This is a genomic window from Sinomonas atrocyanea, from assembly GCF_030811715.1.
Taxonomy (GTDB): Bacteria; Actinomycetota; Actinomycetes; order Actinomycetales; family Micrococcaceae; genus Sinomonas; species Sinomonas atrocyanea_A.
Map to the genome: position 1 here is coordinate 189,901 of NZ_JAUSRH010000002.1, position 13,796 is coordinate 203,696.

Sequence of the window (13,796 nt, forward strand, 5' to 3'; positions counted from 1 at the left end):
GCGTGGTCCCATGACTCCTTCACCGACCGCCCGCCGTGCCGCCACCGGCCGGCAGCACGAACTGCGGCGCGGGGGCGCCGTCGCCGTCGTCACCGAGCTCGCCGCCGGCCTGCGGTCCTACGCGCGCCATGGAGTGGCCCTCACAGAGACCTATGGCGACGGGCAGATCCCGCCGGGGGCGACCGGCATCACCCTCGCCCCGTGGGCCAACCGGATCGAGGACGGCCGGTGGGCCCTCGACGGGAAGGTCCAGCAGCTCGACATCACCGAGCCCAAGTTCGGGCACGCGAGCCACGGGCTCCTCCGCAACACCGGCTACAGCCTCCTCGAGCAGACGGAGTCCGCGGTGGCGCTCGAGGCCGTCATCTTCCCGCAGCACGGGTACCCGTTCCTCCTGCGCCACCGGGTCGACTACGCGCTCGACGCCGACGGCGGACTCACCGTCACCCAGACCCTCGCGAACGACTCGGCCGCGCCCGCACCCTACGTGCTCGGCGCGCACCCCTACCTGCGGATCGGTGAGCTCCCCGCCGAGGACCTCACCCTCACCGTCTCAGGAGGGACGCGGCTCATCGCGGACCAGCGCCTCATTCCCCGTTCCTCCGAGCCCGTGTCCGGGCTCGCGGACCTCCGCGGCGGCCAGCCGGTCTCCTCCCTCGCGCTGGACGCCGGCTACACCGACCTCGCCTTCGAGGAGGCGACGGACGACGGCGCGGGCGCACCACGGGTGGCCCGCGCGACGCTCGCTGCAGCCGACGGGCGCAGAGTGTGGATGTGGCAGGAGGAGACCTGCCCCTACACCCACGTCTTCGTCACCGACACCTTCCCGGGACGGTCCAAGGCGGTGGCCCTCGAGCCCATGAGCGGGGCCGCGAACGCGTTCAACAGCGGAGCGGGACTGGGCTGGCTCGAGCCGGGTGCGTCCGCAGCCATCCGCTGGGGGATCGGCTCCGAGCTCTAGACGTACTCGGGGGCGCCGGGACGCCTCTGGGAGGCCGGGGCGCCTCTGGCAGGATGGGGCCATGGAGCCCACACCCCCAGGACCCCGCCCCGCGCCCGCCCGGCCAACCCGCCCCGTGAGCGATGCCGACCTCCCGTTCGCGCTGCGGGTCGCCGCCGCCTGGTCCTGGCGCACCGCGATCATCCTCGTGGTCGCCTGGGCCATCGCCTGGGCGCTCGCGCAGCTGAGCTTCCTCGTGATCCCCGTGCTCGTCGCGGCCCTCCTCGCGGGCCTGCTGAGCCCCGTCGTCGGCTGGCTCCGGCGCGCCCGCGTCCCCAAGGGCCTCGCCGTGGCGATCACCGAGGTGGGCTTCATCGCGGTGGTCGCGGGCCTGCTGACCCTCGTGGGCCGCCAGATCTCCATCGGGTTCGCGCAGCTGTGGGACGAGGCCCTCGCCGGACTGGCCGAGGTCCAGAAGTGGCTCTCGGACGGGCCGCTGCAGCTCACCTCCGCCCAGCTCGACGCCTACATCAACGATGCCCAGCACCTGCTCCAGTCGAACCAGGGCACCCTCGTCAGCGGCGTGCTGAGCGTGGGGTCCTCGGCCGGCCACTTCCTCGCGGGACTGCTGATCACCCTGTTCGTCCTCGTCTTCTTCCTGCTCGAGGGGGAGCGCATCTGGCGCTTCCTCGTGGGGCTCCTGCCGCGGCAGGCGCGCCCGGCCGCCGACGGTGCGGGCCGCCGGGGCTGGACCTCCCTCGTGAGCTACGTGCGCGTGCAGGTGCTCGTCGCCGCGGTCGATGCGGTGGGCATCGGAGCCGGCGCGGCGATCCTGGGCGTGCCCCTCGCGCTGCCCCTCGGGATCCTCGTCTTCGTCGCGTCGTTCATCCCGGTGGTCGGGGCGCTCGTGAGCGGCGTGGTGGCCGTGCTCCTTGCGCTCGTCGCGAACGGGCTGGTCAACGCCGTCATCATGCTCGTCATCGTCGTGGTGGTCCAGCAGATCGAGTCGCACGTGCTCCAGCCCCTCATCATGGGCCGCGCCGTGTCCCTCCATCCCGTCGCGGTGATCCTCGCCGTGGCGGCCGGCTCGTACATCGCCGGCATCCCCGGCGCGCTCTTCGCGGTGCCCACGCTCGCCGTCACGAATTCCGCCGTGCGCTACATCGCGGCCCGAGGGTGGGAGAACTCGTGGGAAACTGGAGATGCGCCGGTCCCCTCGGAAGACGCCGGACACGTTCCGCCATCCCGTGAAGCCCCCTAGGAGCACTGAGCATGAAGGCCCTCTCGACTCTCGCTGTGACGCTCGACGACGTTGTTGCCGCACAGGAGCTGCTCGAGGGCATCATTGCCAAAACCCCGATTGAGCAGTCCAGGGCGCTGGGGACGCAGATCGGCGGCGAGGTCTTCTTCAAGTGCGAGAACCTCCAGCGTGCGGGATCCTTCAAGGTCCGCGGGGCCTACGTGCGCATGGCCAGGCTCAGCGAGTCGGAGAAGCGCCGCGGCGTCGTCGCGGCCTCGGCCGGGAACCATGCCCAGGGCGTCGCCTCCGCAGCCAAGCGGCTCGGCATCCGCGCGCGCATCTACATGCCCCTCGGCGTCGCCCTGCCCAAGCTGCAGGCGACCCGCAGCCACGGCGCCGAGGTGGTCCTGCACGGCCACAACGTCGACGAGGCGCTCGCCGAGGCGAAGCGGTTCGCGGACGAGACGGGCGCCGTGTTCGTCCACCCCTTCGACAACGCAGACGTCGTCTCCGGCCAGGGCACGATCGGCCTCGAGATCCTCGAGCAGGTCCCGGACGTGGACACCGTCCTGATGGGCGTCGGCGGCGGAGGACTCCTGGCCGGCGTGACCGTGGCGCTGAAGGCCAAGGCCGCCGAACTCGGACGCGAGATCCGCGTGATCGGCGTCCAGGCCGAGAACGCGGCCGCCTACCCGCCCTCGCTCGCCGCGGACGCCGTCGTGCCGCTGCCGAAGGTCGCGACCATGGCGGACGGCATCGCCGTGGGCCTCCCGGGACAGATCCCGTTCAGCATCATCCGGGAGCTCGTCGACGACGTCGTGACGGTGAGCGAGGACTCGCTGGCCCGCGCCCTGATCTTCCTGCTCGAGCGGGCCAAGCTCGTCGTCGAGCCCGCCGGGGCCGTGGGCGTGGCCGCCCTCATGGACGGCAAGCTCGCCGAACTCGGCATCGACGCGAAGAAGACGGTCGTGATCCTCTCGGGCGGGAACATCGACCCGATGCTCATGCTCAAGGTCATCCAGCGCGGCCTCTCCGCCGCGGGGCGCTTCCTCACCGTCCGCATGATGCTCGACGACCGGCCGGGATCGCTCGCCACCATCTCGCGCATCATCGCCGAGAACGATGCGAACGTCACCGGCGTGGACCACACCCGAGTCGGCGGCTCGATCGCCATGGGGGACGTGGCCATCACCATCGACATGGAGACCAAGGGCCACGAGCACTCCGACCAGGTGCTGCGTGCGCTGCGCGCCGAAGGGTTCCAGCCGATCGTCATGCACGTCTGAGCCACGCGGACGTGGCGGGAGGGAGGACGGGGTGGACACACGCCTCGCGGTGAGGGCCCGGGCCGGACTCGCGACCATGACCGCCGTGACCGCCCTCCTCTACGCGATCCAGTGCGTCAACATGGCCACGCTGGGCCTGCTCACCCGCTGGTTCGGCATCCGGCCGCGGGACGTGAGCAGCCTGCCGGACATCGTCACCTCGCCCCTCGTGCACGACTCGGCGGGCTGGGGGCACCTGGCAGCCAACACCCTGCCGCTGTTCGTCTTCGGGTTCCTCGCCTTCCTCGCCGGGGCCAGGCAGTTCTTCACCGCGATCGGCCTGTCCTGGCTCGCCTCCGGAACCGGGGTGTGGGTGTTCGGGGGGAGCCTCTTCGGGTCCCCGTCCATCACCGTCGGGGCCTCCGGGGTGATCTTCGGCCTGTTCGGGTTCCTGCTCGTGCGCGGGTTCTTCAACCGCAGCTGGTGGCAGATCCTGCTCGCGCTCGTGCTGTTCACCGCCTACGGCAGCGTGCTCCTGGGCATCCTGCCGACCGTGCGCAGCGGCATCTCCTGGCAGGCACACCTGTTCGGCCTCGCCGGCGGCGTGGCCGCTGCCGTCGTCCTGCGGCCGCGCGGCCGCGTGGCCTTCTGAGCGCTGCGGTTCCCACATGCCGACGGCGCCGCCCCCTCGGAAGGGGAGCGGCGCCGTCGTGCGTCTGCCGGTGCTGCGGCGGGATCAGCCGTTGTACGGCGTGGCCGAGATGATCTCGACCGTGATCTCCTTGCCGTTCGGGGCGGTGTAGGAGAGCTTGTCGCCCTGCTTGTGGCCGACGATCGCGGCGCCGAGCGGGGACTTCTCGCTGAACACGTCCATGTCCGTGCCGCCGTCGGCGATCTCGCGCGAGCCGAGGAGGAAGCGCTCTTCTTCGCCGGCGATCTTCGCGACGACGAGCATGCCGGGCTCGACGACGCCGTCGTCCGCGGGCTTCTCGCCCACGTGGGCGTTGCGCAGCAGGTCGGTCAGCTGGCGGATGCGGGCCTCGATCTTGCCCTGCTCCTCCTTGGCCGCGTGGTAGCCGCCGTTCTCCTTGAGGTCGCCCTCCTGACGGGCGGCCTCGATCCTCTCGACGATCTCATGACGGCCGGGCCCCGAGAGGTGGTCCAGCTCGGCCTTGAGACGGTCGTACGCCTCCTGGGTGAGCCAGGCGCCGCCCTGATGGGTCGTGGTGGACATGTCGTCTCCTTGTAGCGTCTTGCCAAAGCAAATACCCCGCCGCGGCTCAACGAACCCTCTCAAGGAACGATGCCTCGGGAGCGCTGTCTCGACCACCGGCGGGGCAATGGGTATTAGACCAGTCTAGTGATACGGGGTCCCAATCCCAAGCTGGCCTGCGGGGCGTGTCCTGCTAGGCACCCTTGAGCCAGCAGGAATCGACGACGCCGGACACCGCCGCGGTCTCGGTCCGCAGCGGGACGCGCTGCAGGCTCGTGGTGGTCCCTGACCGGCCCGCGTCCGGGCCGATCTCGACCTCCTTGAAGCCCACCACCGCGTACGTGTCGGAGAGGGCCTGGACGGCGCAGACCGCCGTGGCTGAGGCGTCCTTGCTCACCTGGAAGTCGATCTCCGCGTGCCACGGGTCGGGGGTCGAGAAGCCGATGTCGTTCGAACTCACCCCGGCGCGCATGCTCGAGGTGTAGGTGAGCCACGCGGCCGCCGCGATGCCCACCACGAGGGCCACTGCGGTGACCCACCGGGCCCTCTGCTTCGTCAACCGGCGCCTGGTGGCGCCATAGCGGGCAGCGAGAGCGGGGGAGTCGGTCACCTGACTATTCTAGGAGACGTGTCAGAGACCGATAGCGCCCTGCGCCTCCTCGCCGTGCATGCCCACCCCGACGACGAGTCGAGCAAGGGCGCCCCGATGATGGCGAAGTACCTCGCCGAGGGACACGAGGTCATGGTCGTCTCCTGCACGGACGGCTCCCGGGGGGACATCCAGAACCCGCACATCCTCGACGCCCCGCACCCGCGGCGGGACATGGCCGGGGCGCGGCGCCTCGAGATGGCCGCCGCGCGCGAGATCCTCGGGGTCGACCACCGTTGGCTCGGGTTCATCGACTCGGGCCTGCCGGAGGGCGACCCGCTGCCGCCGCTGCCCTGGGGCTCCTTCGCGACGCTGCCGATCGAGCAGGCCTCCGCGCCCCTCGTGCGGCTCATGCGCGAATTCCGCCCGCACGTGGTCGTGGCCTACGACGAGAACGGCGGCTACCCCCACCCGGACCACATCATGGCCCACCGCGTGGCCGTGGAGGCGTTCCGCGCGGCGGGACAGGAGGGCGCCTACCCCGACGCCGGGGAACCCTGGGCCCCCTCGAAGCTCTACTACGACGTCTCCTTCAACCCGGACAAGGTCCGCCGCATCCATGACGCGCTCGTCGCCGCCGGGCTCACCTCGCCGTACGCCGACTGGATGGCCCGCGCCACCGAGAACGACGCCGAGGGGCACCGGCCCTGGACCTCCCGCCACCGCGTGACCACCCACGTCGAGTGCGCCGAGTACTTCGAGGTCCGCGACCGTGCGCTCCTCGCCCACGCAACGCAGATCGACCCCGACGGCTGGTTCTTCGCGGTCCCGCTCGAGCTGCGGCAGCACGAGTGGCCCTGGGAGGACTACGCCCTCATCGAGTCCGCAGTGGGCTTCCCCGACGAGGGGACGACCGAGGGGGACCTCTTCGCCGGGCTACGATAGATCGGTGCAGAATCTCCTCGTCGCCCTCACCCAGACACCGGCTCCGTCGCCTTCGGGCTCGCTGCGGCCGGGGCTGAGCGAGGACATGATCACCCCCGGGAACTGGGGTTTCGCGGCCACCGCCTTCGTGGTGCTCCTCACCATCTTCCTCATCATCGACATGGTCCGGCGCCTCCGCCGGATGCGCTACCGCGCCCAGGTGGAGGAGTCCCGCGGCGGCGCCGAGGAGACCGGAGCCGGCGAGCGCAGCGAGCCCTCACCGGAGGACTCCGACCCCCAGGCGCCGGGACGCGGCCGCGCCAACGGCCGCCCCTGACCGCGCGACACCAGTGGCAACGCGTGGCAACGTGTTGCCGGCGGACTCCCTGAGCCTTAGTCTCGCTGTGGCCTCGGCGCGAAGGTGACCGGGGCCACAGGCCACGGAGTCCGGCGCCCCCGGTGCGGGATTCCCGACAGGGGAGGCACCGATGGACCAGACGACAATCCGCAGGCTGTCCGATGAGGCGACGCAGCTGCTGATGAACAAGGCGGGCACGTCATCCAGCCGCCGGGGCGGCTGGATGATGATCGCGACCATCCTCATCGAGGCATGGGACCTCTACGCGCTCTCGTTCGTGCTCGTCTTCATCAAGACCGAGTACAGCCCCACGGCGTTCGAGCTCGGCTGGCTCACGGCCGGCGTGCAGGGTGGCGCGCTGATCGGCGCGGTGCTCGGCGGCGTCGTGGCCGACCGCCTGGGCCGCAAGCGGGTCTTCATCATCACGATGGTGCTCTTCATCGTGCTCGCGATCGCCCAGGGCTTCTCGCAGAACGTGTGGGACCTGATCATCCTGCGCATCCTCATCGGGATCCCGCTCGGCTCCGACATCTCCAACGGCTACGCGTACATCATGGAGTCGATGTCCAAGGGCGCCCGCGACCGCATGGGCAGCCGCTGGCAGGGGATGTTCGGCCTCGGCGAGGTGCTCTCCATCGTGGTCATCACCATCATGTACGTCACCGGGATCGACCACGCCATCCTGTGGCGGGTGGCCCTCGCGATCGGCGCGGTCCCCGCGTTCATCCTCCTGCTGGCCCGGCTCGACCTCCCCGAGACCCCCCTCTCGCTCATCCACCAGGGCAGGTTCACCAAGGCCAAGGAAGTCTCGCTGCGCCTCTTCGACGAGCCGCTCGACATGCTCCCGAACGAGGACGTGAAGCTCCTCAAGCCCAAGGTCGGCGACTTCCTGCAGGTCATCTGGGCCGACCGCACCAAGCGGCGCGCCACGATCTTCGCCTGGATCTCCAACGCCTGCCAGGGCGCGGAGTTCACCGCGTTCGGCTTCTACCTGCCCGTCATCCTCGTCACAGCCGGCGTCGGCGTCGCCTCCAACGCCAACATCACGGGCACCAACATCGTCACCGCGGCCATCTACGTCCTGGCCACTATCTCGGGCTTCCTCGCCCCGGTGATGATCGAGCGAACGGGCCACCGCGGGGTGGCGATGTGGGGCTTCGGCCTCGCATTCATCGGCCTCGTGGTGGGGGCCTTCGCGCTGGGCGCCAAGGTCGAATGGCTGATCGTCCTGGGCGCGGCGGTGCTCATGTGGGGGCATTACTGGGATGCCTCCAACGGCATGACGATCGCCTCCATGGTGGCTCCGGCCCGGTTCAAGGCCACCGCGTCCGGGTTCGGCTACGTCTTCGTGAAGGCGGCCTCGTTCTTCGGGGCGTTCGTGTTCCCCTTCATGACCAGCGCGTGGGGCCCGGTCGGGGCGACCCTGGCCGTCTCCGTCCTGTCCCTCATCGGGTTCCTGTCCGCGAAGTTCATCCTCCCGGAGGTCTACAACTACGTCGAGTCCGAGGAGGTCCGCATGGGGGTCACCGAGTGAGGGACCCCTCCGTCGCGGGCGGGACGTTCAGGCTCCCGTAGCGTTCCATGCGGTGCCACTTCAGGTGCAGGCCGGCGAGCGCCGTGAATACCGACTGGATGACCACGAGGTACATGAGCTGGCGGTACACGACCTGCTGCAGGGGCAGCGTCCACAGCGGGCCCAGCTTCTCTCGGTCCAGGCGGAACGCGTACGCGGCCATGGCCAGCTGGGCGCCCATGAAGGCCAGCCACAGCACTCCGATCCGCACGGGGTCAAGGAACACCAGGCCATACAGGGCGAACACGTCCACGATCGGCGCGAAGAGGGGCAGGAGGACCTGCAGCACGAGCAGGTATCCGAGTCCGCGGCGCCCCAGCTTGCCGGCCGCACCGCCCTGGAGCACTGCTCCGCGGTGCTTCCACATCGCCTGAAGGGTCCCGTAGCACCAGCGGTACCGCTGCTTCCAGAGCGCGCCGAGGGTCGCCGGCGCCTCCGTCCAGGCCCGAGCGTTGTCCTTGTACACGACCCGCCAGCCATCGCGGCACAGGGCCATGGTCAGGTCCGTGTCCTCGGCGAGCGTGTCGCTGCTGACGCCGCCGAGGCGCAGGAGCACGTCGCGCCGGAAGGCGCCGATCGCCCCTGGGACGGTCGGCATGCACTCCGCGAGGTCGAAAAGCCGCCGGTCCAGGTTGAAGCCCACGACGTACTCGATGTGCTGCCAGGCTCCGAGCACGCCGCCGCGGTTCGCCACCTTCGTGTTGCCCGAGACGGCACCGACCCGGGGGTCGGCCAGCGGCTGCACGAGGGCATGGACCGTGCCCGGTTCGAAGACGGTGTCGCCGTCCACCATCACGACGATCTCGTGGGAGGCCGCGCGCAGGCCCGTGTTGAGCGCCGAGGGCTTGCCGCCGTTCTCCTGGCGCAGCACGGTCACTCCGGGGAGCGCGAGTGCTTGGACGATGTCCGCGGTGCCGTCGGTCGAGCCGTCGTCCACGACGATGATCTCCACCGGGTGCTCGGACGCGGCGATTGACCTGACGGCGGCCTCGATGCCCGCCGCCTCGTTGTAGGCGGGCACGATCACCGTGACCGGCTCGGTGACCTCGGGTCGCAGCGGGGCGTCCCGTCGGCGCTTCCCGCGGCGCGCGAGCCGGTGGTGGCGGGACGCCACGGCGACGACGAGGACGGCCCGGACCAGTGTGACGACTCCGCTTGCGGCGAGCAGCCACGAGATCACGGCCACGACGGTGCCGCTGGCCTGGACCCCGCCCACGAAGGCGGCCCCGATGAGCTGCTCGGAAGGAGGGGCGGTCCGCAGGGTCGGGATGCCGAGGGCCTCGCCCACGCTCGTCACCCGGTCCCCCTGCGCGGCAGCCCGGTCGAGCACCTGCTCGAGGGCGGCCACGGTCTGGCTGCGGTCGCCGCCGCCGTCGTGCATGAGCAGGACCTGCCCCTGGCTGCCCGTCGGGACGGCGTTCTTGACGATCTGCGGCACACCGGGCCGCGACCAGTCCTCGCTGTCGAGCGTGCTGAGCACGGTGAGGTAGCCGTCAGAGGCGCTCGAGCGCATGGCAGACCACGTCTGCGTGGTGACGGCATCGTTCTCGGAGCTGTACGGGGGGCGCAGGAGCGTGGCTGTCCTGCCCGTGATCCCGGCGACGGCACGCTGGGCGCCCTGCACCTCGAGCTGGCGCCGCCACTCGGGGACCTTCCCCAGGTCCGCGTGGGTGAGGGTGTGGATCCCGACCTCGTGGCCCTCGGCGACCATGCGGCGGACGAGGTCGGGGTGGTCGATCGCCGCCGTGCCCACCACGAAGAAGGTCGCGTGGACGTGGTGGGCCTTCAGGACATCCAGGATCCGCGGGGTCCACGTCGGGTCGGGGCCGTCGTCGAAGGTGAGGGCCAGCGTGCGCTCCGGCGGGCGGGCGGTGCGGACCGTGGACGATCTCGCGTCGACCACCGGGCCGCCGTTGAGCACGGAGGCGGGCACGCCGTCGGAGCCGGTCGCGGCGGTCACGGAGTCGTCCCCGATCCCGGCCAGGTGCTGGGTGTACCCCTGGACGGCCAGGGCCAGCGCGAGTCCGATCAGGAGCGCCGCCAGCACGATCCAGTGGGTCCTGACCCGGCCCGGCTGCCGGCTGGCCGCCGCGCGGCCGCGCGGGGGCTTCCGGATCCCTCGCACGGGCGAGCGCATGCCGGTCACGGGTGCGCGGGCGGGGTAGCGCGGCGCGTCTGCCCGGGGGCGGCGGGGTTGCCGGGGCCCGGCTGCTGGGTCGCAACGGGTACCGGCGCCGGGGCCGGCGCCACCGGTGCGGCGGTCGGGGCCGGGGCCTGCTGGGCCGGCGCTGCGGGTGCGCCTGCGCCGCCCGGGGCGATCCTGGCCGCCGGAGCGGGCGCGACCTGTGCCGCCGGAACGGCCACGGGCGCAGCAGGGCGCGCACCGGCGGCCCCCGCGGCGCCCCCCGCGGCGCCCGCAGCGGCGCCCGGGGCCGGCCCGCCGGTCGCGGCGGGGGCACTGGGCGAAGCCGGCGCGGGAGCCGGGGGCGCCGCCGGAAGGGGCAGGAAGGGGGCTGCTGCGTTCGGGCTGCCGCCGAGGAGGGCGAGCCCGACGACGCCGAGATACGCCGCCACGAGCATCAGGGCCACGGCGCCCGCGGCCCGCATGAGCCGGAGCTTGCGGCCCGTCGAGTCCACGAAGATCGGACGGGCGGCCCGCTGTGCGGGCGCGCGGCTGCCGGGGATGCTGCTGGGGGGAGTGTCCATCGGTAGGACAGTGTAGGCGGTGGGCCGCCCGGATGGCACTCCGAGGACCATCCGTCGCCCCGGGTACCAGCGGCAGCCGGGGTCGGGCAGACTCGGACCATGACGAACCGCCTCGCCGGGCAGGCCTCGGCCTACCTGCGCCAGCACGCCGAGAATCCCGTCCACTGGCAGCCGTTCGGAGACGACGCCTTCGCGGAGGCCGCACGCCGGGACGTCCCGGTCTTCCTCTCGATCGGCTACGCCGCGTGCCACTGGTGCCACGTCATGGCCCATGAGTCCTTCGAGGACCCGGCCGCGGCCGAGCAGCTCAACGCCGGCTTCGTCTGCGTGAAGGTGGACCGCGAGGAGCGCCCCGACGTGGATTCGGTCTACATGGCCGCATGCCAGGCCATGACAGGCCAGGGCGGGTGGCCCCTGAGCGTCTTCACCCTCCCCGACGGGCGCGCCTTCTACGCAGGGACCTACTTCCCGCCGGCCCCCCGCCCGGGCCAGCCGAGCTTCCGGCAGGTCCTGGACGCGGTCTCGGAGGCCTGGCGGGACCGGCGCGAGGCCGTGGAGCGCCAGGCCGGCTCGCTCGCGGACGCCCTGGGCGGCCTGTTCTCCGACCAGCTGCTCGGCATCGGCGCGGACGCCCGGCACGACCGCGCGGCGCTGGCCTCCGCGCTGGGCGACGCCGTGGTGGCCCTGGCCCGGACGGAGGACCGCTCCCACGGCGGCTTCGGCACCGCGCCCAAGTTCCCGCCGTCCCCGGTGCTCGAATTCCTCCTCCGGCATGCCGCAGGCACTGCCCCCACCGCGGAGGATGCCCGGGGCCTTGCCGGGCGCACGCTGGCGGCGATGTGCCGCTCGGCGCTCTTCGACGTGCTCGGCGGCGGGTTCGCGCGCTACTCCGTGACCGCGGACTGGTCCCTGCCGCACTACGAGAAGATGCTCTACGACAACGCCCAGCTGCTGCGTCTCCTCGCGCACTGGGTGCGGCTCGGGGGCTCGGAGGAGTTTCCCGAGGAGGAGGCGCGGGAGGCTGCCTCGCTCACGGCGGACTGGATGGTCCGCGAGCTCGGGCTTCCCGGCGGCGGCTTCGCGTCCTCGCTCGATGCGGACTCCGAGCGGGATGGCCGCCGCGTCGAGGGCGGCTACTACGTCTGGACCCGGCGGGAGCTCGCCGACGCGGTGGCGGACGCGGACGACGCCGGGCGGCTGGCGAGCCTGTTCGGCCTGCCCCTCGGCGAGCACGCCTCCTCCGCGGCCCCGCTGCATGTGGGACGGGCCCTGACCGCGGAGGAGCACGGGCGCCTCGCACGCCACCGGGACGTCCTGCACGCGGCCCGGACGCTGCGGACGCCGCCGTCCCGGGACGAGAAGGCGGTGGCGGGCTGGAACGGCCTCGCGGTCGCGGCCCTCGCCGACGCGGCGTGGGCCCTGGACCGTCCCGGGCTCCTCGGCCCCGCGAGGGCAGCGGCGGCGCTCCTCAAGGACGTGCACTGGGACGGCGAGCGGCTCCTGCGCGTCTCGCACGGGGGCTCCGCGGCAGGCATCGAGGGGCTCCTCGCCGACTATGCCGGCTGCGCGGAGGGGGCCCTCGCGCTGTACGCCGCGACCGGGGACGAGCAGTGGTACGTCTGGGCCGAGGACCTCCTCGGGGTCGCGTCGCACCGGTTCATCGCCGAGGGCCTCCTCTCCGATGCCGCCGCCGACGGTCCAGCTGCGTCGCATGCCCGAGGCGTGCGGGCGGCCCTCGCTGGGGCCCGCAGCCTCGATCCCCACGACGCAGAGGCCCCCAGCGGTGCCTCGCTGCTGGCCGGGACGATGCTGGCCCACGCCGCGTACAGCGGATCGGCCGGCCACCGCGCGGCGGCAGAGTCGATCGTGGCCGGGCTGCCGCGCCTGCTCAGGGAGGGGCCCCGCTCGGCCGGGTGGCTCCTGGCCGTGGCCCAGGCCCTGCTCGCCGGCCCCGTCGAGGTGGCGATCGTCGGCGGCGCGGGGGAGGACCGCCGTCGTCTGCAGGCCGAGGCCCTCGCCTCGCCCGCGCCCGGCACCGTCGTCGCGGTGGGCGAGCCCGGCGCCCCCTCCCGGGTGCCTCTCCTCGCCGACCGCCCCGCGGCGCCCGACGGCGGCCCGCTCGCCTATGTCTGCGTGGACTTCGCGTGCCGGCTGCCGGTGGGCACGCCGCGCGAGCTCCGCCAGGAGCTGGCAGCGGTGCGCTGAGAGCCGAGGCCGGCCGCCGGCCGCGGCGCCCCGCGCTACGCGCCGGTGATGATCGGTGCGCCCAGCACGGCGAGCAGGATCGCCACGTAGTGGACCGCGAACGCGGCCACCGTGAACGCGTGGAAGAACTCGTGGAAGCCGAAGTGGTGATAGGAGAAGTTGGGGCGGCGGATCCCATAGAAGACCGCGCCGGCAATGTAGAGCGCGCCGCCGACGCAGATGAGGATCGCCGCGGGGACGCTCGCGGCGAAGAACTCGGGGAGGAACAGCAGGGCCGCGCAGCCGAGGGCCACGTAGATGGGCACGTACAGCCAGCGCGGGGCGCCCACCCACAGCGTGCGGAACGCGACGCCGGCGACGGCGCCCGCCCAGATGAGCGTCAGCAGCAGCACTGCCGTGGGGCGGGGGAGGAGGACCCACGAGAGCGGCGTGTAGGTGCCGGCGATGACGAGCATGATGTTCGTGTGGTCGAGCCGCTTGAGCAGGGCCTTGGTGCGCGGCGCCCAGTTGCCGAGGTGGTAGACGGCGCTCACCGCGAAGAGGAGGAGCCCGGTGACGGCGTAGACCGCCGAGGCGATCTTGCGGTCGGCGCCGGGGGCGAGCGACACCAGGACGATCCCCGCGGCGAGGGCCAGCGGGGCGGTCGCGGCATGGATCCAGCCGCGCCACGAGGGCTTGAGGGACAGGAGCTCTGCGCGGATCTCCGCAGGGTGCTGCATGGTCCGAGTCTAACTTACGGTCGGGTAGGTTACTGGTCGGTAGCTCCAGATGGTGCTGCGGTAG

The 13,796-nt window shown here is 72.3% G+C and carries 13 protein-coding genes; 8 read left to right on the forward strand and 5 right to left on the reverse strand.

Annotated features, from left to right (window positions below):
• Positions 1 to 10 precede the first annotated feature (10 nt).
• The 4 genes from J2W21_RS03795 (at position 11) to J2W21_RS03810 (ending at position 4,097) form a co-directional block, all read left to right on the forward strand.
• A complete protein-coding gene (locus J2W21_RS03795) occupies positions 11 to 961 on the forward strand; it encodes an aldose 1-epimerase family protein (protein WP_307113183.1) in 951 nt (316 codons plus the stop codon).
• Positions 962 to 1,022: 61 nt separating this feature from the next.
• Positions 1,023 to 2,201: an AI-2E family transporter gene (locus J2W21_RS03800; RefSeq protein WP_307113184.1), complete on the forward strand. Its 1,179-nt coding sequence runs from the start codon at positions 1,023 to 1,025 to the stop codon at positions 2,199 to 2,201.
• Positions 2,202 to 2,212: 11 nt separating this feature from the next.
• A complete protein-coding gene (gene ilvA, locus J2W21_RS03805; RefSeq protein ID WP_307113185.1) occupies positions 2,213 to 3,466 on the forward strand; it encodes a threonine ammonia-lyase in 1,254 nt (417 codons plus the stop codon).
• Positions 3,467 to 3,497: 31 nt separating this feature from the next.
• Positions 3,498 to 4,097, forward strand: coding sequence for a rhomboid family intramembrane serine protease (locus J2W21_RS03810; protein WP_307113186.1), 600 nt, complete (start codon positions 3,498 to 3,500; stop codon positions 4,095 to 4,097).
• 84 nt (positions 4,098 to 4,181) lie between these two features.
• Here J2W21_RS03810 and greA read toward each other — a convergent pair whose 3' ends face one another.
• Together greA and J2W21_RS03820 are read right to left on the reverse strand one after the other, a co-directional pair.
• A complete protein-coding gene (gene greA / locus J2W21_RS03815; protein ID WP_307113187.1) occupies positions 4,182 to 4,679 on the reverse strand; it encodes a transcription elongation factor GreA in 498 nt (165 codons plus the stop codon).
• A gap of 172 nt (positions 4,680 to 4,851) precedes the next feature.
• Positions 4,852 to 5,268, reverse strand: a complete 417-nt coding sequence (locus J2W21_RS03820; RefSeq protein WP_307113188.1) for a DUF4307 domain-containing protein — start codon at positions 5,266 to 5,268, stop codon at positions 4,852 to 4,854.
• 18 nt (positions 5,269 to 5,286) lie between these two features.
• On the opposite strand from J2W21_RS03820, the gene mca reads away from it, so the two are divergent.
• From mca to J2W21_RS03835, 3 genes are all read left to right on the forward strand, one after another.
• A complete protein-coding gene (gene mca, locus J2W21_RS03825) occupies positions 5,287 to 6,192 on the forward strand; it encodes a mycothiol conjugate amidase Mca (protein ID WP_307113189.1) in 906 nt (301 codons plus the stop codon).
• A gap of 4 nt (positions 6,193 to 6,196) precedes the next feature.
• On the forward strand, positions 6,197 to 6,508 hold the full coding sequence (locus J2W21_RS03830) for a hypothetical protein (protein WP_307113190.1): 312 nt from the start codon (positions 6,197 to 6,199) through the stop codon (positions 6,506 to 6,508).
• Between the two features lie 151 nt (positions 6,509 to 6,659).
• Positions 6,660 to 8,063: an MFS transporter gene (locus J2W21_RS03835; RefSeq protein WP_307113191.1), complete on the forward strand. Its 1,404-nt coding sequence runs from the start codon at positions 6,660 to 6,662 to the stop codon at positions 8,061 to 8,063.
• Here J2W21_RS03835 and J2W21_RS03840 read toward each other — a convergent pair.
• Together J2W21_RS03840 and J2W21_RS03845 are read right to left on the reverse strand one after the other, a co-directional pair.
• Positions 8,053 to 10,239: a bifunctional polysaccharide deacetylase/glycosyltransferase family 2 protein gene (locus tag J2W21_RS03840; RefSeq protein WP_307113192.1), complete on the reverse strand. Its 2,187-nt coding sequence runs from the start codon at positions 10,237 to 10,239 to the stop codon at positions 8,053 to 8,055. The two genes, J2W21_RS03835 and J2W21_RS03840, sit on opposite strands and share 11 nt — an antisense overlap.
• 5 nt (positions 10,240 to 10,244) lie before the next feature.
• Positions 10,245 to 10,808 carry a hypothetical protein gene (locus tag J2W21_RS03845; RefSeq protein WP_307113193.1) on the reverse strand — a complete coding sequence of 188 codons (564 nt, stop codon included), beginning with the start codon at positions 10,806 to 10,808 and terminating at the stop codon, positions 10,245 to 10,247.
• 99 nt (positions 10,809 to 10,907) lie between these two features.
• Here J2W21_RS03845 and J2W21_RS03850 point away from each other — a divergent pair, with 99 nt between their 5' ends.
• A complete protein-coding gene (locus J2W21_RS03850) occupies positions 10,908 to 13,013 on the forward strand; it encodes a thioredoxin domain-containing protein (RefSeq protein WP_307113194.1) in 2,106 nt (701 codons plus the stop codon).
• Positions 13,014 to 13,048: 35 nt separating this feature from the next.
• Here J2W21_RS03850 and trhA read toward each other — a convergent pair whose 3' ends face one another.
• Complete coding sequence (trhA, locus tag J2W21_RS03855) at positions 13,049 to 13,732, reverse strand: PAQR family membrane homeostasis protein TrhA (protein WP_307113195.1); 684 nt, start codon at positions 13,730 to 13,732, stop codon at positions 13,049 to 13,051.
• Positions 13,733 to 13,796 lie beyond the last annotated feature (64 nt).